Below are 23957 nucleotides of genomic sequence, written 5' to 3'. Positions count from 1 at the left end.
GGCAATATGGGTTGATGGCAAGGCGTTCCTGTTTGATCTACCGCTCTGGCCCTTCTCGTTCCCAGTACGGCGCCTGCATCGCCTCGCGTTCCTGTTCCCAGACATCCCGCAAGTCTTGATCCTTAACGCCAATGCCAAGCCTAGCGGCTTCCCTTGCGGCCTGCTCACGGAACAAACCGGAGCCGGTTATCTCGACGGACCCGCCGAACTTCTGCGCCGCTACCCGCAACCCGAGCCTCACGGCATCCTCTTCGCGCGTGTGCATTTCGATCCGCGGCCCGGTATCCGTGAATAGGTGCCGGCCGTCCTCGGTTTTGTAGCGAATCTCGCCGCGGCGGCGGTCGGCCTCGGCCTGTAGCTTGGCGAAGGTGAGGCTTTCGGGTTCCCCGATCGGCACGCCCTCGATGCCGTTGCGATGTTCGCCGCCGGCGCGTTTGTCGCGGTAGCGGATACCTCGCCATGCCGATTCCGCCGCCGGATCGCCTTTCTCGGCCTCTTTCTGTACCCAGTCGCGCCAGACCAGCGAGCGGCCCAGCTCGTCGCCGTCTGCCCGCTCTGCGGCGTGCTGAGCGGCCAGGCCTTCGCGTTCCTTGGCCGCCTCAAGCGCCCATAGCGATCGGGCCATGCCTGCATCCATGCCCTGACTGATCTTCGACGCGATGAAAGCGCCACGGCGCGAGGCCAGACGTTCGCGCAATTCTTTGCGCTCGGCCGCGTGCTTGGCCGTGCGCTGCTTGCGCCTGGCCTGGCGCTCTTCCTTGCGGGCTTCCTGCTCGTCCAGAAAGCGCAGCTTCAGGGCCTCGCGCGCCTGTGCGCGCTGATTCCGGCGTTCTTCGCGCTCCTGATCGCTCCGGCCGCTCTCCGTTATATCGCCCCCCATTTGGAAATCATGCACAAAGCGCCCGTATGACGTGGCGCCGTCCGCGTCTATTCCAATCTGAGCCTCTGCCGGCACGAAGTCGCCCAATCGCTTCTCAAGCGCCGCCTTCGAGGCGAAGCGGCCGAGCTGCGAGGCCTTGGCCATGACCTCTTGCCCGTCGTGCCGGCCGGCGACAACAAGCCCGCTGCCCTTGGGGCGCAGTTCGAGGCCGAAACCGGCCAGGCACTCATGCACCGCCTGCCAGTCGGCGCCCGGTGCATCGAGGCGCTGGCGCAAGGCCTGGCCAGGGTCGCCGGCGATCCAGGCCTGGAAGGGCGGGGCGGCCTGGTTCCTCGCCGCACGGCCGGCCCGCTGGCTCGGCCCCGGCCCGGCCTCGATGTCCTGCTCTACGGCCGGTTCCGGCCCCAGCTCGAAACCGCGCTCGCCGATCAGGCCGCGCCGCTCGCGCTCCTTCTTGCTGACGCGCTTGATTTCCGGCTCTTGGTCGTCGGCGGATCGCATCACCACATACGGCCCGGCGCTATGGCGCCAGCCCTGGTCAAGCTCCAATTCTCGGCAAGCCTTGTCGATCAGCAGGTAGTCGAACCTCGGCGGACCAGCCACGATGCCGCGCTCTGGATGCACGCGATTGACCAGCAGGTGCATGTGGTCGTTGTCCGTGTCGCGGTGGATCGCCCATAGCGCCTCACACTCCGACATGCCCAGCGCCTCAAGCATCTTTGCCGCGGCTCCGGCGGCCTGGTCGCGGGTAGGGTGCTCGCCCGTCTGCCAGTTGACCGTCAGGTGATACACCGGATTGCCCTTGAAGCGTTGCGACAGGTACGCGGTGGCGTTCATGGCGCTGGCCAGGGCCAGCAAGTCGTCGGCGCTGTCCAAGTCGCCTTCGAGATTGGCCAAGCCCATTTCCCCGGCTGCGATCGGTGCCTGGCCCAGCTCTTCGGCTTCCTTGTCCGTTCGGGAGACGTACCGCACGGCCTCGACAAAACCGCGAGCGGTCGGCCCGTCCTTCTTCAGAGTGATGACCTTGCCAAGCATGGCTAATCCTGCCTCCCTCGAATCAGGGCCTCAAGCTCGCCCGCCAGGGCGGTGATGCGTTCCATCTGCGCCCAATACTCGCGTTTCTCTTCCAGGGACCAGTTGGAGTCCTTCGGGTAGCGATGCTTCAAGAGCGCGCCGAGCCGGCGCAGCTCGCCGACCATCTGCCGGTCGACCACGGACGCGGTGCGCCGGCCGTCGATCGCGCGGCGCACGAACTCGGCAACGGGCAGGCCTGCGGCCTTGGCTTTCTGCTTCACGTCCTCGATGGATTCGGCATCAGGCATTCGTAGGTTGATTTGGTGTCTAGTCATGCGGGTTTGTTTCTCCACGTGTCCACATAGATCAATCCGCAGGAGGGGAAATGGAGCGCAGCAGACGGTTAGCACTTGGGCATTCGGGGGCTATGCAACTGCGACAAGCGACAGCGCGGAGAAGGGCATCGCCGGGTAAAAGGGTGTCGGGCGAAGCCTGACCAAGTCGGGTTGATCTGACGCGCCGCCCCGGCGTTGTCTAGACAACCCATTACCTTGTACGGGTGATGGTGTGGATTCAGGAAAAGAATCTGTGCGTAGCCGGGAATCCTAAAGGGTTCCCGTGGGAATCCCTTGGGAATCCTGCGGGATTGATTCGGGAACTAACAGGGAATACTCTGGGAACGTATAGGGAATTGGAAAGGCATCGGCTATGGACACATCGGAACGACTGGAACGGCTCAGTCCGGCGAGGCCCGCCCATGATCGGGTCGCGGAAAATTACGATCTGATCGAGCGCCGGCTGAGTGAGGGTGTGCGACTTTCTGCCATTGCTGATGTGCTTGGGATGTCGCCAAAGACCTTGAGCAATGGGCTATCTCTGCTGCGCAAAGCGAAGGGGAGTAAGCCGACATCCAGCCCGGCAGCGAAACAATCGAAGCCGGCGCCGAGGTTTGGTGAAAAAGTGAAAGCGACCCCAGTGCGTAAGGCCGCCCCGAAGGTATCGAGCGAGAAGCCGGCAACTTCGCCGGATCACATGCCGGCGGAAACCGAACCGACACCTAAGAAAGCAACGGATTCTCTGGACTATTCACCAGGCGATCCGCTCGAACTCGGGGGAACGTGGATAACAGGTGCGCCGGTGCGTTGGTGGGATTCTGCTGAACCTGGCGACCGGACGCCGGCAGAATCACCTTTGCCCATGCCATTGCGCTACGTCTTACCTGAAGAATTTCGGCCGAAGGACATGCCGCCGGTGCCTGCTGAGTGGACGACATACGAAATCGAAGCGAAGCGGGGCGACAAGCTAACTCTCCCTGATACTGGCTCGATGTTTCGTAACTGGTGGTGCTACGTGTCGCCCCGGTTGTCGTCTAGCTCAAGGCTCTATGGGGTTCTGCCCGGTGTCGATCCAGAAGCGCCGTTTGGTCGCTACCCCGATGGGCGTCCCTACAAGGACGAACAGACAGTGTGGGGGCTAGGGCAGGGCGGTGCGATTAGGCAGCGGAGCATGATCGACAAAATTCCGCCAGGCGAACTAACGCCGGTTGATCTGTTTACCGGGTTCCCGACCGTTGATGATACGAACATAGGGAATGCTTTGCTGCTCGATCCCGAGGACTCGCCGCGTATTGTTGCTTGGAAGGAAGCCGCTTTGAAGTGTGGCCAGCCAACCAATCCGCCAGAGGTCACTTAGCCATGTTTTCTCTCTCGCCGATTGGTGGATGAGCGGTTCGTGAGTAGTTGTGGCGCTGGAATTTTAGGTTTTATCTTGATTTCAGCTGGATTAGAGGATGCGTGTCGTCATGAGCTCCGGAATAGAATTAGAGAAACATGTCCAACAGGTATATTCCTTTCTTCTCAATATGAAAGATGAAGGTATTGTAGTTGGCCAAGATATTCAGATTGTTGATAAGTTTGGTCGCTCTCACCAAGTAGATGTTTACTATCAATTTGAAAAAGCCGGGATTACTCACAAGGTCGCAATTGAATGCAAAGATCACGGGCGGCCAGTTGATAATGGACAGGTGGCCAAGTTTTTTGGAAAACTTGCTAATGCTGGAAACATCCAAAAAGTGATGGTCTCTAGGTTTGGGTATCAGAAACTTGCGTACGAAATTGCCGAAGACAACGATGTGATGCTCATCACTGTTGATGATCTGCCAAGATTTAACGAGTTGTTGGCAGAAAGGCTAAAAACTGTGGCGCTACCCGATGAAAGCACTGTCGGGGAGCCGTTCTGGACCATCATGGAAAAAAGAGGTGGCCAAGTTACTGGTAGCTTCTTTGCTTGTCCGCACCCAACAACAAGGCGTCTTGAAATGTTGCTTTTTTACTCCAAAGACCATGCTGAACGTGCTTTTAAAGAAGCGCAGCTTAGCGCTAACAAATGGTGTGTTAGGGGAATGCCTCAATATGTTTTCAGGGCTTTCTTGTTGCAACTAGAACTCTTCGAAATGAGAGGTTACGGTGCGGCTGTGTTGTTTGCGCCTCCAGGCGCACTTAAAGGCAAGCCATTTATAACACTTCCAGCTTCCAGAGAAGATCTAATTGCGGAGTACTACAAGGGTGAAATACCCAGTATCAAAAATCACATTTAACAAAGCGCTGCTGTCGGACAAGTTTTCCGCAAACACTTTCAGAAACCGGTTAGCCCTGAGTGAGATGTACGGGTCGGCTAACTTGGCTAGATCGTTCGTCGCAATGTTCTGAATTTTCGCCAAAGACCAATCTGCTTGAAGGTCGCTGATATGTTTTACTTTTTACAGACAGTTTCTGAGTTGGAAGATATCATCGAGTTCAGCAACCGCCTTCGTTGCCATGGCTCTAAGCGTTTCATAGATGCGATGAAGTTGGCAATTAAAGGTCCTTTGTTTCGCGCGGGGGCTGAAGGGGTTCCGGCGCACAAATCGAGGAACTACCTTTTTGAATTGATCGTTGCAGCAAGGTTTGTTGAGAGTGGTCAACTGGTAGATTTGTCGAAGCCGACGGACGTCGTTGTCGTTGATCTTAATCTTGCGGTGGAATGTAAAAGGGTGTCATCCGATTCCAAAGTTGAAAAGAGGGTAAAGGCGGCCATCGAACAGATAGAGCGTTCGGGGGAGAAATATCGAGAAGGCGCCATTTTTGTAGACATCACGAGTATTTTCGAATCCTCGCACTCAGTAAATATAGTAGATGAGACGGATATCCTGAATGCATTTTCTCCGCCAAGTGATTCGGAACAGCTAACGACTTTGTTTGGAAGTAAGGTGTGGCATGACGTGGGTCAGCCTATAGATGCAATGAAGGCAAAAATTGGCGGGCTATTGACGGACAAGGTTCCATATGTGGTGTTTTGTTATAACTACGTTGGTTTTCACCGGAGTCTATTCCATGAGCGGGCAGTGACTGGCACTTGTAGCTATCCGTTGGTGAAGGCCAACTTTTTGAATGGTCTGGCTTGGTTTGCAATTAGCAAAACTCTTGGCGTTAGCTTGGATTTGGAAGTGTAGGAAAGTCTAATGAGAACAATGAGCCTGGTAAGCTCTTCCGCTCGCTCCAGACTTTGGAGTTATTTCGGCATTGGACTGCTGTGTTGTTGTGATTGGAGCCGATAGCGCATTCCCTGCACGCGACTGACTGGAGCGTGCCGGTATCTGCCTCTAGCTTGCCACCTCGTTGATGATCATGTCCTGCCTGTTGTTAGATTCAGATCAATTATTGATGTCATAATGAACAACTGTTTGATGGCTTCCATATGGTTAACCTGTGCGTAATTTAACCTCTAGAGCTTGAGGGCTTGATTCTAGTGATCTGGTTTCATAAAGGTCGTATACCTGATGGACCATGGCCATTCCTCTCGGTCACGTACAATGGCTTACGTAGTATTGAGGATAATTTTTCAACAGACATCGACCTTACTGAAGGCTTAGGGGGCATATCGATAACAGGGCGTATGCAGGCATATCGTAAAGCCCTACTACATCGTGTGCTTGATCTAACGAAAGGGGTGGTTGTTTGTTGGAATGAAAGGGCGCTCCTTGGCTCACTTGTATGTGCACGCTCATTGCTCGAAACACTGGCAATCTTTCATTCGTTTCTCAAACGTGCTGACAAAAAGGCCAAGGCGAAAGAGTGGCAAACGTTGAGTCGCCTCGTTGATGCGTATGCGTTCTCCACATCTTCTGGCCCCGACAAGAAGAACAAATCTCCCGAGAGCCCGCCGCGAGTAGGCGAGGCTGTTATAGAGTTTATAAAAAGGACCCAACAGGACAAGGAGCAGTTTTGGGAGCAGATATGCGACGAAGCGCATCCAAATGGTAAAAAAATGATGGTGTTTGGTGGGTTATTGAAAGATTTACAGTATATCGATGTGCCTATAGAGGAGAATGAGCGTAGGCTTTTTCCTGCCGTGTACAACTCACTTTATTCTTGCTGTTGGTTGGTTGGCGCGATGCTGGATTTCGATATCCTCCTTGAGGAGATTCGATATGGTGGTGACTTGCCAGATGACCACGAATTAGTGGTGAAACGCAATCAGATAGACAAGGTCGTGGATGAGCTTGCTCCTAAGATCAATTTTGACCTCACTAAACGAATGAGAAACCGATAACAGACGTGCTTTCGCGTCACAACCTTCTGTCAGGCTGTGGGAGGTGTGCAGGCATGTAAAGCAAATATTCACTGTCCATTCAGCGTCACGAGCGGAAGTGGCAGGTCGAATGCTATGGGCGATATGGAGTTCAGCCGCAAGGGAAGAAATTACCCCAATCGCTCCGCCAGTTTCTCGGCACGTAACTGTGTGTAGCGTTTGAGCATTTGAAGGGTTTTGTGGCCTGATATGGCGGCTACGTCCATCGTAGATAGATCGCCTCGCTCGAACAGCCGACTGACCGCCTCATGGCGTAGATCATGCCAGCGATAGTCTTCAATGCCGGCGCGTTGTGCTGCAGCCGAGAAGGCGTGGTAGAGGGTGATGCTTCCCACCGGGAATATGAGGCCTTCTGCTGAGCGAGGGAGGCCTTGAAGGACTTCGACGGCGCGGCTTGAGAGAGGCACGGCTCTGACTTCGCCGTTCTTCGTTTCACTCAGCATGGCGATACGCCGGCCTAGATCGACGGCATTCCACTTGAGCCCTAGCATCTCGCCGCGACGCATGGCGGTTTCGACGGCGAACAGGACGGCGGCCTTCAGCCACGGATTGCGCGAGCGTTCACATTCATCGAGCAACGCAGCGAATTCGCTTTCTGATAGGCGCCTATCCCGCGCCTGCGCGTCCTTAGGTTTGCGTATGTGCTGCACCGGGTTGCCCGAGGGGAGGGCGATGCCGTATTCCTTTTGGGCGACTGTCAGCATCTTGGACAGCAGATCAAGTTCGGTCTTCACGGTAGCGGGAGAAACGGTTTTAGCGTGTTTCGATCTGCTGTAACGAGTATCCGTGTCGGATAGGCGCTCGTCGCGGTATTCTGCGACGCGCGCGGGCGTTAGAGCTGCTAGGCTGTAGGCGTCCAGGCGCCGGCGGAGCTGCTGGAGCTTGTATGCCCAGCCTTGACCGCGATAGTGATGCGGGGCGTATTCATCCGCGAAGCGTTGGGCGAGGGTGGCGAAGGTCGTTTGTTCGGCTAGCGTCGCCGACACGTAGCTCCCACGCTCGATGTCGGACTCGATGCGTCGTGCCCACGTTTGGGCATCTCGCTTGCTGGTAAACGTCTTGGTCTGCGTTGGCCAGCCTTTCTTGCGTACTCGGGCCTGCCAGCCGATGATCTCTCCCAGATCGTTTTTGCGCGGGGCGATAGCAGCCATTGAACGGAATCCTTAGTGGAGCGTCAGTGGAGCGAAAAACAAATCTGATAGCCATCATAGTCATTAAGTTGTTGACATGGAAATGGTTGTCCTAATAAAATCAGCCCCCTGCTAAGGGAGTATGGGGTCAAAAGCTCCATCGAGGGTTCGAATCCCTCTCTCTCCGCCACCATTCTGAAACCCCGGCGACTTTCGAGGCGCCGGGTTTTTTGTTGCCGACGACAAGTCGATCGCCAGCGGCGACGGGTCAGCGCAGTTCCGACTCGATCTCCTCCAGCCACTGCCGCTCGTGGTCCTTCTGTCGCTGCTGCGTGAGTAGCGCGCGGATGCGCGGCAGAGCCTGTTCCTCCTCGAGGATCCGTGCCGGGTGGATGCGTTCGCAGTGCAGCAGATGCATTCCGATAGGGGATTTGAGTACGGGGCTCAACCCGCCTTCGGGCAGGCTGAACAGGGCCTTGTCCAATTCGGGATAGAGCGTGCCGCGGCGCAGCCGGCCGAGCTGCCCGCCTTCCAGCGCGGTGGGGCATTCGGAATGGCGCTGCGCGAGTTCGGCGAAGCGATCCGGCTCGTGTGCGAGTTCCCGGCGCAGCGCTTCGATGCGCCGGCGTACGGCTGGGTGGCTGTTCTCGGGAAACTGCGCGTTCACGGTGATGAGCAGGTGGCGTGCGCTGCGGGTCTCGGGCAGGTCGAAGTCGCTGCGATGGGCGTGATAGTAGAGCCGGGCGTCGAGTTCGCCGACCTCAGGAGCCTGCTCGCGTACGTGCGCCAGTACGGCATCGACGCGCAGGAAATGACGTAGCGCGGCACGCAGGCCGTCGGCGTTCAGGCCGTTGCGGGCGAGATCGGTGTGCAACTCGGCGGCGGTGTCGTAGCGCTGGCGAATCTTGGATTCGGCATCGCGCAGCGTGGAGTCCGGTACCTGGCTGACATGGCCCTCCGACGAGGACAGGATGCGCTGCTCCAGGCGGTAACGCTGGCGTGCCTTGGTCAGGAGTTCTTCGGCCTGCCGCGGATCGAGTTCGCACACCGGCTTGCGGTGTTGCTCCAGTGCGTAGTCCAGCGCGATGTAGGCGACCTCGGGCGGGGTGTGCTCGGGGAGGGGTATGAGCGTCTCACTCATCCTTGTTCTCCTGTGTCGGGTAGCAGCCCCGGCTCCGGTACCAGCAGGGTGCGTCCGGGGAAACGCACTTCGTAGAGCGGGGTGTCGTCGTCGCCCTGCAGCACGTTTTCGATCACGCCGGATTGACCGGCGGCGATCAGGACTTCGCCTTGCAACGCGAGCGGTTGGCGAGCGCGTACGCGGTCGCGGAACTCGAAGCGGCTGGGTGTCCACTCGGCGTCGGCGGGGACCAGCTCGGGTTCGCGGCAGCCGACCTGCAGGCCTACGCCGACGAAGTCCACCGAGTAGATGATCTGGTCCTGCAGGAACGTGCCGATGTCGCGCACGAAGCCGGTTTCTCCCCGGCGCACCAGCAGGCTGCCGGTGTCCTGACCGGGGAAGGTGCCGTCGTTGCGCAGGTTGCGGATTACCCGCACCGCGTCGCCGTAGTCGAAACGGGGGCGCATGTGTTTGGCTCCGGCTCTACTTGGCGGCGAGCTGCTGCAGCGGGACGAAGGCCGTGCCCGGCGCGGGGCGGCGGAACACCTTGAACACCTTTTCGGTGCGCGCGTCGGAGCGCACGAAGTCCAGATAGGCGCGTTCCAGCAGCGTCTTGTACGCGGTGCGCCGCGGCGCGCCTGTTGCGGGCATCTGCGCTGCGGCGGTTTCGAGGTAGTCGTGAAAACGCTGCAGGATGTGCAGGCGGTTCACGTGCACCACGGAAGACGCGTATTCGATGCCGAAATAATCGAGAAAATCCTCGGCGGAACTCAGGTCTTCCAGGTCGTCGTCGAGCGGGTCGTACATGGCGGTGTCCTCGGAGCGTTGCAAAAGAGAGTCATGAGGCGTACGGCAGCAGCCCGACGCCTTGCGCCATGAGCAGCAGGGAGCGCGCGCCGAGCCGGTCGCCGGGATCGAAGCTGGTTACGGTGCCGAGCCGTTCGGCGGCCTCGGCGCGGCGTTCGAGGCGCAGACAGAGGTAGCCCGAGCCCTTGAGCGACAGCAGGTAGAAGCGCAGCAGACTCATCGAGCGTGCGCCGGCGGCGGCCACGGCGGGAACCGTGAGCTGGCGCCAGTTACCATGCAGCCCTAGATCGGCGCCACTCACTTCCAGCGCGCGTTCGGCGACCTGCAGGGCGTCCTCGGTGCGGTGCTGGTAGTAGTAGAAGCGGTACAGCGCCACCAGCACGCTGAGATGCCGCGGTTCGTGCAGATGGGCGCGCAGCAGGCAGCATTCGGCTTCGACGGGAGTTTCCCCGTAGTGTGCGGCGGCGGACTCGATCAACTCCTGTGCGGCGGATGCGAGCGGACGCTCGAAGTAGAGTTCGGCGTCGTCGAAGTCGTGAAGGTCCATGTCAGCCGGCCCTGCGCGCGGCGGCGCTGTCTTCGTTGCACAAATCGTCGGCTTCGCAGCGCGCGCAGGCGGCGCCGCGTTCGCCTTCGTGTATCGCGAGGCGGGCTTCCAGTTGTTCGATGCGCTCCATCAGGCAGGTGACGGCCTTGCCGACCGGATCGGGGATCAGGTGGTGGTTGAGGTCGATGCCGTGGAATTCGGCCGGACGCGGGCCGGTTTGTACGATACGGCCGGGGATGCCGACCACGGTGCGTTGCGCGGGGACGTCCTTGACCACCACCGAGTTGGCGCCGACGCGCACGCCGTCGCCCAGCGTGATGGGCCCGAGGATCTTGGCGCCCGCGCCAACCAACACGCCGTTGCCCAGCGTGGGGTGGCGCTTGCCGGTATTCCAGGTCGTGCCGCCGAGGGTGACGCCGTGGTAAAGCGTCACGTCGTCGCCGATTTCGGCAGTCTCGCCGATGACCACTGCCGCGCCGTGGTCGATGAACAGACGCCGGCCTATACGGGCGCCCGGGTGGATGTCAACGTTACTCCATACGCGCGACAGGAAGGCGAGCAGCCGCGCCGGATAGCGCCAGCCGCGCCGCCACATCCGGTGCGCCAGGCGGTGCGCAAGTATGGCGTGCACGCCTGGATAGGTGGTGAGCACTTCGAGGCTGCCGTGCGCGGCCGGGTCGCGGTCGAACACGCAGGCCACGTCTTCGCGCCATAGGCTTAGCAGCGATGGGGCGGACGGGTTCTGCGTCGTGGGCCTAGTGCTCATCGGGCGTCTCCTAGTGCACCGCCTGGTCGAGCGCGCTGTAGAAGCCGAGCAGCTCTTCGGGTTGTGGCGAGCGCTTGCTGCGCGTGGTGAAGCCGCGAACCTGTTCGAGCAGAGCGCCGGCCTGTTCGCGCGTAAGCTGCACGCCGAGCTGGGCATAGGCGTAGATCAGGCCGTGGATGCCGGAGTGCTTGCCGAGCACGAGACGGTGTTGCCGGCCGAGTTCGCCCGGATCGATGCCCTGGTAGTTGTGCGGATCCTTGAGCAGGCCATCGACGTGGATGCCGGCCTCGTGATCGAACACGCCTTCGCCGATCAGGCTCTTCTGCCAGGGCACGGGACGGCCGGAGGCGTTGGCCACCAGCTGCGACAGCGCGGGGAACCGATGCAGCTCGACCCCTGTTTCCATGCCGTACAGATGGCGCAGGCCCGCGACCACCTCTTCCAGTGCGGCATTGCCGGCGCGCTCGCCCAGGCCGTTGACCGTGGTGTTGAGGTGCGTCGCACCGGCGCGCGCGGCGGCCAGCGTGTTGGCGGTCGCCAGGCCCAGATCGTCGTGGGCGTGCATCTCGATCTCGATGTCCACGTTGCGGCGCAGACGCGCGATGCGTTCGTGCACGCCGAAGGGATCGAGGACGCCGACGGTGTCTGCGTAGCGCATGCGCCGTGCGCCGGCGCGCTGCGCCGTTTCGGCGACGCGGTCGAGAAAGTCCTGATCGGCGCGCGAGGCGTCCTCGCAACCGACGGACACCTCCAGGCCAAAGGTCAGAGCCTCACCGACGTGGTGTTCGATGCAGCCGAGCACCCATTCGCGGCTGCGCCCCAGCTTGCGCCCGATCTGCTGGTCGGAAACCGGAATGGACAGGTCGATCAGGTGGGCGCCGAGGTCCGCGCACAGTGCGAGGTCGTCGGTGCGCATGCGGCTCCACAACACCAGCCGCGCGGGCAGCCCAAGCGCCGCCACGGCGCGGATGGATTCGCGCTCTTCATCGCCCATGGCGGGAATGCCGATTTCGAGTTCCGGCACGCCGGCCTCGGCCAGTGCCGTGGCGATGGCGAGCTTTTCCTCCAGCGAGAAGGCCACGCCCGCTGACTGCTCGCCGTCGCGTAGCGTGGTGTCGTCGATGACCGGGCCTGGCGATGCTTGCATAGCGTAGCCTCCGAAACGTTTGGTATCGGATAAGCAAACCGCGTGCCTGATAATATTTGTTTGTTAATCAGTTGGTTATATGTTTCTTGTTTGGTTGATTTGCATGAGACGTAGGGTGTTTGTCGTGTTTGCGACAAGTGGCGAGTGCGCGGGAGGGTGTTTTTGAACACGAGCTTGAGAGAGCCAGTCTTGCGTGAACCAATGGTGCTGGATGCGAACAACTTCCGCCGACGCCGGCTGTCTCAAATAGGAGAAGGGCATATGGCGTGCAATGCGGCAGATTGTTCGTAGCCATATATTCAGTGTGTTTTCGATCAGGAACGCGTATTTCTACAGGGAAGGTACAGCATGACAGAGACAACATTTCTGGTTACCGGAGCATCGAGAGGCATTGGATTCGCCGTTGCGGAAGAACTGGCAAGGCAGGGGCGGCATGTGATCGGGCTGGCACGCCGTGCCGAGGGCATCGAATTCCCCGGCACGCTATTGGCCTGCGATCTATCGAACGTGGATGAAACGGATGCGGTATTGCGCCGGATCGATCAACAATTCGAGATTTCAGGTATCGTCAACAATGCCGGGATCGTTTCACCCCAGCCGCTGGGAGCCATCGATCTTCCCTTGCTGGACGATGTCTTCAATCTGAATGTCCGCACGGCCGTTCAAGTCACTCAATTTTTCGTGGATGCGATGAAGCAACGCAGGTTCGGCCGCATCGTCAACGTCTGCAGCCGCGCTATTCATGGCGCCAGGGACCGAACGGCTTACTCTGCCGCGAAGAGTGCCTTGATCGGATGCACCCGTACGTGGGCTTTGGAACTCGCCGAATACGGTATTACCTCCAACGCCGTGGCACCGGGACCTGTCGAGTCGGTGCTGTTTCGTGAGGCGCAGCCGGTTGGGAGCGAAGCCGAGAAACAGGCGTTGTCGACGATTCCGATGCGAAGGCTGGGAGAGCCGTCCGAAGTCGCGGCAGCGATATGTTTCCTCTTGTCGCAGAAAGCGAGTTTCATCACGGGCCAGGTTCTCGGCGTTGACGGTGGTGGCAGTCTCGGCGGGAGGTGAGCACGAATCGCCAGGTATCTCGACATGATTGAACTTGAGTTACGTCGAGCTTGTCATAAGTTCAGCCTCTCTTGGGGCGTGATTGCGTCTACCGGTCTTGGATCCAACTGGTCAGCCTTGCTGTACGGGCATGGGGCGCAACACCTTGGCTAAATAATTTGAACACATAATTGGGCTAAGGAATCGATGATCAGAATCCTTTCTGTGATGGCCACATTGCTGTGTTGGGTGCTTTGGTGGCAACCGAGCTTTGCCGCCATGACCAGATCTGAAGCCCGCGTGCTTAGTGTTGGAGCAATGACCGAGCATCAGGGCGACCTGCTGCAACTGCGAAGTGCTGCGAACGCAGGTGATCCTTTTGCCGAAGCGGCGCTCGGCAGGATTTACATGATTCAAAAAGACTTCAGCACTGCTCGAGCATGGTTGCATCGAGCCGCGAAACAAGGAAATGGCCCGGGGCTGAATACCTTGGGTCTGCTTTACGAAAGAGGCTGGGGCGTAACTCAGGATTACATGAAAGCTGCTGATTTTTTTCGCAAAGCGGCTTTGCAAAATGATGCCGGTGGCGAAGTTGATTTAGGTATAGCGTATGAACGCGGCCTGGGCGTCCCGCAGAACTACTCAAAAGCGGCTCACTGGTATCGGAAGGCGGCACAGCAGCGTGACTTGTCAGGCAAAGGCGAAAACGCAAATGCGCTGGGAGCCTATCTACTTGGCCGCGCTTATTTGCTTGGCCAAGGTGCGACCAAGGATTCCAGCGAAGGACTCCGCTGGATCCACAAAGCGGCGTTGCGGCGCAATCCCGAAGGGGACTATGAGGTTGGCAATGCAGCGGCGGCCTATTCGATAGGTTATTACTACGATAAAGGCACGGGGGTGCCTCTCAATCACGTCGAGGCGGCAACCTGGTTTCGCATGGCGGCCGATGTCAAAGGACCGACAGGAGAAAATCTGCCGGGCAATGCACTTGGTGCCTACATGTTGGGTATGGCTTACTACCATGGCCTGGGCGTTCCCCTGGACTTGGCCGAAGCGATTGTATGGTTTCGTCGGGCTGCAATGATGAGAGGCATCCTGGGCGAGACTGAACTGGGAAATTCCATGGGCGCCTACATGCTGGGCCATGTCTACTATGCAGGGCGGAGCGAGCCGGCGAAGGCAGCCGAATGGTTTCGCCGGGCGGCATTGATAAAGGGGCCGTTGGGAGAAAACGAAAATGACAATGCTTTGGCTGCATTCGCATTGGGCTCCCAGTATTACAGGGGATGGGGTGTTCCACAAAGTTACAGGGACGCCATGAAATGGTACCGGCTGGCTGCCACGCTAAAAGAGCCAAAGGGCGCATCGCGCCGAAGTAACGCATTGGGCGCGCTGCACTTGGGGCAGATGTACCATGAAGGAGTTGGTGTGCCGCGGAACGATGTTGATGCGGCAAAGTGGTACCGTGAGGCAGCTGGGTTGGGGAATGCTCAAGCCGAACATGCGTTGGGTGACGCGTACTTAAAGGGCGAGGGTGTGCCAAGAAATTTGCATCGGGCCGTCTATTGGATGATCCGGCCGGTATCGAAGTCCAGCGATGTGAATACGCTTGCAATTGTGGATGTGGTGCTCTATCCACTGGCGACATTGGTGATGACTATATGGATTTGGAGCGCAAGGCGGGAATGGTTCTCGTATAAGGGCACATCGTCACGCATCGGGTTTGCGCATCAAATCCTCGCGTTGCTTCTATTGAGCTATTGTCTTGTGACAACGATCAGCATTATTCACGATGTTGCTGTCTCTGGTGATTCAACAAAGTCGTTTATTTTGTCCTTGGTGGTAAATCCTATTGCGTTCCTTGTTTGCCTTCCTGTTATAACGCGCCGTTTTAGAGATATGAGTTGGAAGTCCTCTACGGCTATATTGTTGATAGCGCTGTTCGTGCTCAGTTTGCCGATATATCTAGTGATCATGTTTGCTGTGTTAGATGCCCACTCGGTTGATACGCCCTTCTTGCTGTCTCCGGTTTTTCTCGGAATAAGCCCGCTGGAAATGATCGGTCTTTTGCTTTTGAGCCTGGTGGCTGGAAAGAAAGTCGACGGACTTGAAAAAGCTCGACCTAGGAAACGATCAATTTTCGTTGTGTTGCGGTAAATGGTTTCAGAGTTTGCATGCAGGAAAGACGTTGATCCCTTGTCGATGCGCTTCATAAAGCTTTTGGGTAATGCTAGTGTGACTGCAACATTTTGGATGTCCCATCCACTGATAAATTCCATGCCTAGCAAGTCTTTTGTTTCTGGGTTCCTTCTCAGCTTCCTGACGGTAACTTCACCAAATATTACAAAAAGAACTCCAGTGACTATGGCGCTCGCTAAGGCAAATAGGAAAAGGATAGTTGCAATGTCTTCATGTGTCATAAATGAGAGATCCAACTCATGATCCTATCGTAGAAAGAGCCAGCATGCTTTTCGGTCCAATTGTTGACATAGACTGATCCAAGCGCTGCTGCCCCAGCAACGGCTAAGCCACCAATAATCAGAACCCAACCAACTGGGGTTGCGGCAACTGCAATGGCAATGTCTAGGGTGGCCATACCTGCAATTGTCGCAATTTCACCGGCAGTCGCGCTCAAAGCCAGACTGCTCGAGTGGATGAACATTTCTCTTTCCCAGTTGCCGCCTGTCTTGTAGTCCGTATAAATATCACCCACGCGACTGCCGAAGTCGATGACTGCCAGTCCGTTTCCAAGAAATTTCGCATGCCGCGCGAAGCGGACCAGATCGGTGGCCTCGACACTGGACCCGACGTCGAGCCGGGAAGCCCGCCCGGTGCGCCGGATGCGCTCGAACATCCGTTCGTCGTTCGCGCGTAGCAGTCGCCACTGGCGTTTGGGCAGGCGCGATTTGATCGTATTGAGTTCGATCCCAAAGCGTCGGCTCAAATTCGCCTTCGCTTCACTCAATCTTGTTTGCGCAGCTGCCCGAGCAATACCGGACACGGCCCTCGAATGCGAGACGCGGTGATATTCCACCGCGGCGTGCTGGTACGCCTGAATGGCTTTGCCCAAGCTGTCCATGCGTTGGGCATAGACGCTGGCGGCAGCGCCCGCACCTGCGACCCCATAGGGTTTGGTTTCCCGCAGCCTGCGCGTCAGTTCCGCCAGGGCACGAGTGTTCTCGCTGCCATAGGCCAGGGACAGATCCCCGAGCGTCTGATTTGCAGGTTGCTGCGAAAGCAGGCCCATGACGAGGCGATCATGATCGGTTTTGCGCTCACCCAGCATATAAGGCGTATTGGGCCACAGCGTCTTCGGCGTTGTGACTCCAAAGCCGTGGATGCAGTCAGGGGGCAGATCCAGCATGCGTTGCATGGAGTCCGCTTGAATGGGGAGGCGGGGTAGGATGATGGTCGTCATGTTGGGTCGGGCATCTGATCCCCTGTGAGTGGGGAAATTCTAAAACCATACATAAACAAAGGAATAGAGTCAAAGCCAACAATAGTCAGCCGCCGCCATCTGATGCCACGCAGTATTGGGGGATGGTCGTTGCTATTTTGTTTGCTCTTCAATTAGTCGATCAAAGCAACAGTCTTCACCTGCGCATACACGCGCTGTCCCTCGCGCAGCCTAAGATGTTCGACCGAATGATGCGTGAGCGAGGCGAGCAGTGTGGTCTTTCCGAGATCCGGGCGGAGGGTGCGGGTGGGGCCGTCGCCGCGGATTTCGGCGATCTGGGCGGGGAAGATGTTGAGGATGCTGGTTTCGTCACCGCGGTCCTGCAGGGCGCTGCTGACGTTGCTGGTGTGGATACGTAGGCAGGCGGATATGCCGGGAGGCCCACCTAGACCCTCCATACCCGGCGAAACCTGACCGCCCTATCACCAACTGACCAGAATTCCCCATTACGCGAATGGGGGCCGCCTATGCTGTTGGTTCCGTATCCGGATAGCGACGCCGATACAGCAGATAAAGCAGTACCGGTACGACTAGCAGCGTGAGGAATGTGCCCACGATCAAACCGCCTATGGCGACCACGGCGAGCGGCGACAATCGTTCGAGACCTACGGCCCATTCGAAGGCTACGGGTATCATGCCGACGGACGCGGCGGCTGCGGTCATCAGGATGGGCCGGGTCCGCAGGTCGACGGCCTGTAGTATCGCCTGCTTGAGCGGCACTCCTTGTTTTAGGGCCTCCTGCGCGAAATCCACCAGCAGAATGCCGTTCTTGACCACGATGCCCATGAGCAGAATCAGTCCCATGAACGAGGGCATGCAGCCGTGTTTTCCCGCGATCAACATGGCCCAGGCCGCTCCGATGATCGATAGCGGCAAGGTCACCAGGATGGCGATCGGACTGATGAACGAGCGGAAGGCGATGACCAATACCACGGCGAGCAACACGATGCCTAGGGCCAGTGATTGTGCGAGGCGGGTGAAGGAGGCATTCATTTCCTTGATCTCACCTTCGCGGCTGAGCGTGTAGCCCCGCGGCAGTTCGAAACCCTTGAGCGCCTGATCGACGTGGGCGTTGAGCGCGGTGACGGAAATATTGCGTCGATAGCCGATGACGTCCACGGTGCGCAGCAGGTTCTGGTGGGTGTAGGCGGTCGGTGCGTATACCGTTGTTACCCTGGCCACCTGCGTCAGCGGTACGATGCGTCCGTCCGGGGCCGTCAGATTGAGTGCCGCGATAGCAGGCGTACTCGAGCGCTGGTCCGCCTGCAGCCGGATCCATACCGGGATGCTGCTCTGGTTCGGAACCAGAATGCTCCCCGCGGGCACGCCGTTGACTTGCGCGGCCACCTGCTTGGCGATGCCGGCGGGCGTCAGGCCGTAGGCGGCCGCCTGGGTTGGATCGACGTTCAGCTGCAGGCGCTGCGAGTCGCCCTGCCAGCTTCGTTCGACGCCGGTCAGACCGCCGACTTTGTGCAGTCGCTGTTCGAGGTCGGCGGCCAGACGGTTGAGCACGCGCCAGTCCGGCCCGCTGAGCATCAGATCCACGGTGCCCCGGATCGAGGACAGCGGCGTGGCGCCGTAGACCACGGCGTTGGCGTTGATCACGCCCGGCACGGCGGCCACGCGCCGCTGAATCTCGCGGTCGATCCGGAATATGGACTCGCTGCGGTGGAAGCGGTCCACCAGATTCACGGTCGCCATCCCCTGTTGGAAGGTGCGCGCCGCGCCGAAGGACTTGTCCTCGGGTTCCGCGCCGACCACGGTAGACGTGGACAGCAACCAGGCGAGTTTGACCGACGCCTGGATCGCCGCGTCCACCCGCTCGGCGATGCGTTTCATGCCCGCGGCGTCGGTATCGGGTTGCGCCTCGAAACTGATTTGCGCGATGCCGGTGTCCATCAGGGGCATGAGTTCGCGTCCCACCACCGGCAGTTGCTTGAGCGACGCGCCCGTCAGGAGCGTGGCAACGATGAGCACGCGCCAGGGATGCCTGAGCGCCAGCGTGACGGCGAAGGCATAGAAGCGCTTGAGCGGCTTCAACACCCAGCGTTCGAAATACAGTAACGGACCGCGCAATGGATCGCGCGCACCGGGTTTGATGATCCAGGGTGTGAGCAGCGGGATGATGGTGACGGCAACGATGAAAGAGGCGGTCAGCGCGATGATCAGCGTGACCGACAGCGGCCGCAGCACGGTCTGCACGTAGCCGCCGATGAACACGATGGGCAGCAACACCACGGCGTTGCTCAGTGTCCCGGAGAGTACCGCGAGCATGACTTCCTGGGTGCCGCTGGCAGCCACGGCAAGGCCGGACTCGCCGTGCTCGCGCATGCGTCGCTCGATGTTTTCGATGACCACGATCGCGTCGTCGGCGAGCAAGCCCACGGCGATGATCACGGCGGTCAGGCTGACCATGTCGAACTCGTAGCCGATCAGCTTCATCACCAGGAAGGTGAGCAGATAGGTGAACGGCAGAGAGAGAGCGGTCACGAAGGCGGCGCGGGTATCGGCCAGGAACAGGAGAATGACGAACACCGTCATGATGACGGCGTCGCGCAACGCGCCGAGCATGTTGTCGACGGTCAGGTTGATGAGCCTCAGCTGACCATCGGTGCGCTGGATGTCGAGCATCGGGAATTGGGCCCGGATCCGCGGCAGGGCTGCATCGATGGCGCGCGCAACGGTGGCGGAATAGCCGTCGTCGCCGCGCAGCATCGAGACGGCGATGGCGGGCTTGTCGTTGCCGAAATACATCGACGTCGGGTCTGCGCTACCCCATTGCACCTTTCCGAGATCGCCCAGGCGCACCAGCCCGCCGCCGGGCACTGGCACCTGGATGTCGGCAACCTGTCCAGGCGTGTGTTTCAGCGCGTTGAGCGTCAACAGGAAACGGTAGCCCTCGCGGTGTACCAAACCCATTGGCGCGGTTACGTTGCTTGCCGCGATGGCGGAAGCCACCTGCGGCACGTTCAGGCGATGGGCGGCGAGTTTCGTGCGATCCAGACGGATCTGCAACTGGCGCTGATGGCCGCCGAAGACTTCCACCTCGGCGACGCCGGGAACGCGTAGCAGACGGTCGCGCAAGCTGTTCTCGGCGATGCGGCGCACCTGGGCAAGGTTCAGATCCGAACCTTTTGCCGGCGTCAGTCCCAACACGGTGACGGGCTGGGTGGCGCTGGTAATGCGGAATATGGTCGGCTGGTGCACGCCCGAGGGCAGGCTGGCTTCGACCCGCTTGAGTTCGGTCAGCACCTTGGTGGCATCGATGTTGATGTCGTAGCCGTAGTTGAATTCCACGGTGACCGCCGAGACCTGGTCACGGGAGACCGAGGTCACGCGGCGCACGCCGTCGATCGCCGAGAGCTGGGTCTCGATCGGATGGGTGACTTCCTGCTCCACGTCGGTGGCTTCGGCCCCCGGCCATTGCGTGACGACGCTGATCATCGGGCGGTTGGTGTCGGGGAACAGGTTCATGGGCATGGTCAGATAGGCGCCGATGCCCGCAAGCACGACCAGCACGGCCACCGCGACGATGGCATGCGGACGGTCGAGCAGCTTCTGCGTGAAATTCATTGCCCGTTCTCCGCCAGACCCGTGACGACCGGATCGCCATCGCGCAGTTGGCCCAACTGCGCGGTCTGCCCCACGATCACCTGCATGCCGGGTTCGAGCTTGCCGGAGATGGCGGCGCGTTCAGCGCCGGTCCGCAGCACCTGCACATCCACGCGGCGCAGCGTACCCGTCGCAGGCTTGCCGGCGGTCGCTACGAACACGAACACATGGGCGTGCGCGCCTTCGCCCACCAGGGCGTCGATCGGTACGGTCAGCGTAGTGCCGTGAGACGCCGCGTAAACGTTGGCGGGAAGCGAGCTACCGCTCGGCAAGCCGAATGGCAGAGCGCTGGCCTCCGCTTCGGCGAAACCCAGGCCCGCCTTGTCGACGGCGGGTGCGATGCGGGTGATCGGTAGCGTCAGGCTCGCACTTCCATTCGACAGGACGATCCGGTCTCCGACGTGGACCCGCGCGAGTTGATCGGCCGCGAGACTGATTCGCACGATCGCGCCTTTGCCTGCGGTGAGGCGATAGACCGGCTGCCCTGGGCCGACCGTGTCGCCCACTGCGACCAGCCGTTCGGCGACCACGGCGTCTTCCGGGGCGGTGATCTCGGCATAGTCCAGTTTGACCTTGAGGGCGGCGATCTGGCTCGCGAGCGCTTGTGCCTTGGCCTGCGCATCAGCGGCCGAAGTACGCGCGAGGTCGGCTTGTGAGCGGCTCACGCCGCCGTTGGCCAGCAGTTTCTCAATTCGCCGATGTTGGCGCTCGGCATAGTCCGCTTCCGCGACCGCCGCACGGTGCTGTTTCTCCAATGCGGCGAGCTGGGCATGGATCGAGCGCGCGTCGATGCGCACGAGCAGCTGTCCGCGTTTGACCGCCGCACCGGCACGCGGGCCAACCGCCAGCACCGTTCCCTGAATCTGCGGCGAGAGGACGATGACATCGGTCGCCTCGACGACCGCGCTCGTTTGTATTTCGCTGGATACCTCACCGCGTACCACCGGTGCGGTCTGTAACGCCCAGGGAGCGCTGGGTGGCGGCGGACTCTTGTCTGCCTGGTGAAGACGGTATTCGTGCAGGGTATAGCCAGTGGAAATCAGCAGGATGGGAATGAAAATGAGCCACCAGCGTGGGCGCTTGCGTGGTTGCGTTTCTTGTTTATCCGTCATTGATTGAGTTCTCTTGCCTTGCCGGCGCTGGAATCGTCTGTTGTTCATGAATTTTTCAAAGTATACGGATAAGCATATGTATTGGAATTGACCTAAGTCACCCAAAGTAGACGAACGGGAATGGGAAAGGATGCGCAATGGAAAGGCGCCGACCCGATTTGGAACTGGGGCGAACAGTGTATTTCGGGTGACCGCGGACTGTGCGTTCCACGGCCTCTGCTCAATAGTCCTCAATCGATCAAGGCAACAGCCTTCACCTGCGCATACACGCGCTGTCCCTCATGCAGTCCCAGATGTTCGACCGAATGGTGCGTGAGCGAGGCGAGCAGTGTGGTCTTTCCGAGATCCAGGCGCAGGGTGCGGGTGGGGCCGTCGCCGCGGATTTCGACGATTTGGGCGGGGAAGATGTTGAGGATGCTGGTTTCGTCACCGCGGTCCTGCAGGGCGATGCTGACGTCGCTGGCGTGGATGCGCAGTCGGGCGGGTGTGCCGGGCGTGGCGTTTTCGAGCCCCACGCGGAATGTACCGTCGGCGAAACGGATGGTGGCCAGATGAGTGCGTTCGTCGAAGGTTTCCAAGTCGCCGTCGACGATGACGCCTTCGTCGTGCGTATGGCCGCTCAGGGGCAGGTGTCCCGAGGCGAGCAGGGCGGGCAGCGGGCCGTGCTCGACGATGCGCCCGGCCTCCATCAGCGCGACGCGGTCGGCCAGGCGTGCGACTTCTTCCGGCGAGTGGCTGACGTAGATCACCGGGATGTCGAGTTCGCGGTGCAGGCGCTCCAGGTAGGGGAGGATGGCGGCCTTGGAGGTAGCGTCCAGCGCCGATAGCGGTTCGTCCATCAGCAGCAGGCGCGGGCTGGTGAGCAGGGTGCGGGCGATGGCCACGCGCTGGCGTTCGCCGCCGGAAAGGTGTGCGACGTCGCGCTTGAGCAGCGGTTCGACGCCGAGCAGGGTGACGGCCTGGTCCCAGGCCACGCGGCGCTGTTCGGCCGGCGTGCGGCGCAGGCCGAATTCCAGGTTGCGCTTGACCGACAGATGGGTGAACAGCTCGGGCTGCTGGAAGACGTAGCCCAGCGGCCGCTGGTGGGTCGGCAGAAAGGTTTCGCGAGCGTCGTCTTGCCAGACGTCGCCGTTCAGGCGCACCGAGCCGTGCCCGCGCAGCAGACCGGCGAGGCAGCGCAAGGTAGTGCTCTTGCCGCAGCCGGAGCGGCCGAACAGGGCGGTGACGCCGGGGGCGGCATCAAGCGCAACGTCCAGGGTGAAGCCGCCCTGCTGCAGGCGCAGTTCGAAGGCGAGCCCCTTCATGGGCGCGGCCCGCCTTGGCGGGGTGCGATTCTGCGGATCAGCAGCAGAATGATCAGCGAGAACACCACCATCCCGCCGGCTAGTATGTTGGCCTCGTGGTATTGCTGGTTTTCGACATATTCGTAGATCGCGAGCGACAGCACCTTGGTTTGTCCCGGGATGTTGCCGCCGATCATGAGCACCACGCCGAACTCGCCCACGGTGTGTGCGAAGCCCAGCGTGGCGCCGGTGAGGATGCCGGGGCGGGCCAGGGGCAGGGCGACGGTAAGGAAACGGTCCAGCGGGGAGGCGCGCAGCGTCGCCGCGGCTTCCAGCGGCTGTCGGCCGATGGCTTCGAACGAGGCCTGCACCGGCTGGACCACGAACGGCAGCGAGTAGACCACCGAGCCGATCACCAGCCCGGGAAAGGTGAATGCTAGGCTGCCGAATCCGGAGACCGATGAGAGCAGGCCCAGGGGACCGTGGGGCCCCAGGGCGATCAGCAGGTAGAAGCCCAGTACGGTCGGCGGCAGCACCAGCGGCAGTGCCACCACCGATCCGACCGCCTCGCCGACCCATGAGCGGCGGTGCGCCAGCCACCAGCCGAGCGGGATGCCGACGAGCAGCAGCAGCACGGTGGTGATGCTCGCAAGTTTGAGCGTCAGCCAGACGGGTTCCAGATCCATCGAACGTATCCTTCGGTCCCGCGCGCCGGCAGGTGATTACTTGGCGATCTCGTAGCCGTATTCGCGGATGATCCTTTCTGCCTTGGGACTCTTTAGGTAGGTGTAGAAGGCCTTGGCTTCCGGATCGTTCGCGGCTTTCTTCAACAGCACGACTTGCTGCGCGATGGGCGTGTAGAACGACTGCGGCACCAGCCACTGCGAACCCTTGCGTGCAGGCGGAAGCATAGCGATTTGCGACAGGGCGACGAAACCCAGCTGCGCATTGCCGCTGGCGACGTACTGGTAGGTCTGAGTGATGCTCTGGCCGCGCACGATCCGCGGCGACAGGTTCTTCCATAGGCCGAGGTGCTCGAGCACCTGCTTGGCTGCCGCGCCGTAAGGCGCCGCCTTGGGTTCGGCGATGGACAGGCGAGAGAACTTTCCGTCGCGCAGCGCGGCGGCGCCGTCCTTGACTAGGCCAGGATCCGGACTCCACAGCACGAGACGGCCTACGGCGTAGGTGCGACGGCTGTCGCCAACAGCTACGCCCTTTTCGACCAGCAGACGCGGGCGGCGGCTGTCGGCGGCGAGGAACAGGCCGAAGGGGGCGCCGTTGTTGATCTGAGCGTAGAGCATGCCGGTGGAGCCGAAGCTGGGCAGCACGGTCTTGCCGGTGTCCTTCTTGAAGTCGGCGATGATGGCCTTGGCCGGTGCGGTGAAGTTGGCGGCTACCGCGATGTGCAG

At 60.1% G+C, this 23957-nt stretch carries 22 protein-coding genes; 6 read left to right on the top strand and 16 right to left on the bottom strand.

Translation table 11 applies throughout. The features are described from left to right. Positions 1-37 precede the first annotated feature (37 nt). Complete coding sequence (gene traI, locus P8014_RS18790; RefSeq protein ID WP_337818857.1) at positions 38-1915, bottom strand: TraI/MobA(P) family conjugative relaxase; 1878 nt, start codon at positions 1913-1915, stop codon at positions 38-40. Positions 1916-1917: 2 nt separating this feature from the next. Beyond that, positions 1918-2229 carry a hypothetical protein gene (locus P8014_RS18785; RefSeq protein ID WP_337818856.1) on the bottom strand — a complete coding sequence of 104 codons (312 nt, stop codon included), beginning with the start codon at positions 2227-2229 and terminating at the stop codon, positions 1918-1920. A 373-nt stretch (positions 2230-2602) separates the two neighbouring features. Here P8014_RS18785 and P8014_RS18780 point away from each other — a divergent pair, with 373 nt between their 5' ends. The 4 genes from P8014_RS18780 (at position 2603) to P8014_RS18765 (ending at position 6484) form a co-directional block, all read left to right on the top strand. Beyond that, entirely contained in the window at positions 2603-3586 is a 984-nt protein-coding gene (locus P8014_RS18780; protein ID WP_337818855.1) for a hypothetical protein, read from the top strand. Positions 3587-3683: 97 nt separating this feature from the next. Beyond that, complete coding sequence (locus P8014_RS18775; RefSeq protein ID WP_337818854.1) at positions 3684-4490, top strand: restriction endonuclease; 807 nt, start codon at positions 3684-3686, stop codon at positions 4488-4490. 135 nt (positions 4491-4625) lie between these two features. Beyond that, complete coding sequence (locus tag P8014_RS18770) at positions 4626-5384, top strand: hypothetical protein (protein WP_337818853.1); 759 nt, start codon at positions 4626-4628, stop codon at positions 5382-5384. Positions 5385-5671: 287 nt separating this feature from the next. Then, positions 5672-6484 (top strand): hypothetical protein, encoded by an 813-nt coding sequence (locus tag P8014_RS18765; RefSeq protein ID WP_337818852.1) that lies wholly within the window; start codon positions 5672-5674, stop codon positions 6482-6484. Between the two features lie 149 nt (positions 6485-6633). On the opposite strand, the gene P8014_RS18760 is transcribed toward P8014_RS18765, so the two are convergent. From P8014_RS18760 to nifV, 7 genes are all read right to left on the bottom strand, one after another. Continuing rightward, entirely contained in the window at positions 6634-7674 is a 1041-nt protein-coding gene (locus tag P8014_RS18760) for a site-specific integrase (RefSeq protein WP_337818851.1), read from the bottom strand. 247 nt (positions 7675-7921) lie between these two features. Beyond that, entirely contained in the window at positions 7922-8794 is an 873-nt protein-coding gene (gene nifM, locus P8014_RS18755; RefSeq protein ID WP_337818850.1) for a nitrogen fixation protein NifM, read from the bottom strand. Continuing rightward, a complete protein-coding gene (locus tag P8014_RS18750; protein WP_337818849.1) occupies positions 8791-9240 on the bottom strand; it encodes a nitrogen fixation protein NifZ in 450 nt (149 codons plus the stop codon). Before P8014_RS18750 ends, nifM begins: the two co-directional genes overlap by 4 nt. 16 nt (positions 9241-9256) lie before the next feature. Then, complete coding sequence (locus P8014_RS18745) at positions 9257-9580, bottom strand: nitrogenase-stabilizing/protective protein NifW (protein ID WP_337818848.1); 324 nt, start codon at positions 9578-9580, stop codon at positions 9257-9259. Positions 9581-9611: 31 nt separating this feature from the next. Beyond that, on the bottom strand, positions 9612-10127 hold the full coding sequence (locus P8014_RS18740; protein WP_337818847.1) for a hypothetical protein: 516 nt from the start codon (positions 10125-10127) through the stop codon (positions 9612-9614). A 1-nt stretch (position 10128) separates the two neighbouring features. Further along, a complete protein-coding gene (gene cysE, locus P8014_RS18735; RefSeq protein ID WP_337818846.1) occupies positions 10129-10893 on the bottom strand; it encodes a serine O-acetyltransferase in 765 nt (254 codons plus the stop codon). Positions 10894-10903: 10 nt separating this feature from the next. After that, positions 10904-12040, bottom strand: coding sequence for a homocitrate synthase (nifV, locus tag P8014_RS18730; protein ID WP_337818845.1), 1137 nt, complete (start codon positions 12038-12040; stop codon positions 10904-10906). Positions 12041-12388: 348 nt separating this feature from the next. On the opposite strand from nifV, the gene P8014_RS18725 reads away from it, so the two are divergent. Beyond that, on the top strand, positions 12389-13105 hold the full coding sequence (locus P8014_RS18725) for an SDR family oxidoreductase (protein ID WP_337818844.1): 717 nt from the start codon (positions 12389-12391) through the stop codon (positions 13103-13105). 186 nt (positions 13106-13291) lie between these two features. Next, positions 13292-15241, top strand: coding sequence for a tetratricopeptide repeat protein (locus P8014_RS18720; RefSeq protein WP_337818843.1), 1950 nt, complete (start codon positions 13292-13294; stop codon positions 15239-15241). A 259-nt stretch (positions 15242-15500) separates the two neighbouring features. On the opposite strand, the gene P8014_RS18715 is transcribed toward P8014_RS18720, so the two are convergent. From P8014_RS18715 to modA, 7 genes are all read right to left on the bottom strand, one after another. Then, the gene (locus P8014_RS18715; protein ID WP_337818842.1) at positions 15501-16502 is read right to left on the bottom strand and encodes a hypothetical protein; all 1002 of its coding nucleotides are present in this window, start codon (positions 16500-16502) and stop codon (positions 15501-15503) included. Positions 16503-16654: 152 nt separating this feature from the next. Then, positions 16655-16939 (bottom strand): TOBE domain-containing protein, encoded by a 285-nt coding sequence (locus P8014_RS18710; RefSeq protein WP_337818841.1) that lies wholly within the window; start codon positions 16937-16939, stop codon positions 16655-16657. A gap of 67 nt (positions 16940-17006) precedes the next feature. Beyond that, entirely contained in the window at positions 17007-20114 is a 3108-nt protein-coding gene (locus tag P8014_RS18705; protein ID WP_337818840.1) for an efflux RND transporter permease subunit, read from the bottom strand. Continuing rightward, positions 20111-21265 (bottom strand): efflux RND transporter periplasmic adaptor subunit, encoded by a 1155-nt coding sequence (locus P8014_RS18700; RefSeq protein WP_337818839.1) that lies wholly within the window; start codon positions 21263-21265, stop codon positions 20111-20113. The genes P8014_RS18705 and P8014_RS18700 overlap by 4 nt, the downstream gene beginning before the upstream one ends. A 230-nt stretch (positions 21266-21495) precedes the next feature. Beyond that, the gene (gene modC / locus P8014_RS18695) at positions 21496-22569 is read right to left on the bottom strand and encodes a molybdenum ABC transporter ATP-binding protein (protein WP_337818838.1); all 1074 of its coding nucleotides are present in this window, start codon (positions 22567-22569) and stop codon (positions 21496-21498) included. Next, positions 22566-23234 (bottom strand): molybdate ABC transporter permease subunit, encoded by a 669-nt coding sequence (gene modB, locus P8014_RS18690; protein ID WP_337818837.1) that lies wholly within the window; start codon positions 23232-23234, stop codon positions 22566-22568. Before modB ends, modC begins: the two co-directional genes overlap by 4 nt. Positions 23235-23270: 36 nt before the next feature. Further along, positions 23271-23957, bottom strand: a 687-nt coding sequence (gene modA, locus P8014_RS18685) for a molybdate ABC transporter substrate-binding protein (protein ID WP_337818836.1), incomplete at its 5' end; no start/stop codon positions are given.

The organism is Acidihalobacter sp., from assembly GCF_037381185.1.
In the GTDB taxonomy this organism is placed as follows: Bacteria; Pseudomonadota; Gammaproteobacteria; order DSM-5130; family Acidihalobacteraceae; genus Acidihalobacter_A.
The sequence above is the reverse complement of the archived record's forward strand: the minus strand, read 5'-3'. Positions and strand labels throughout refer to the sequence as shown.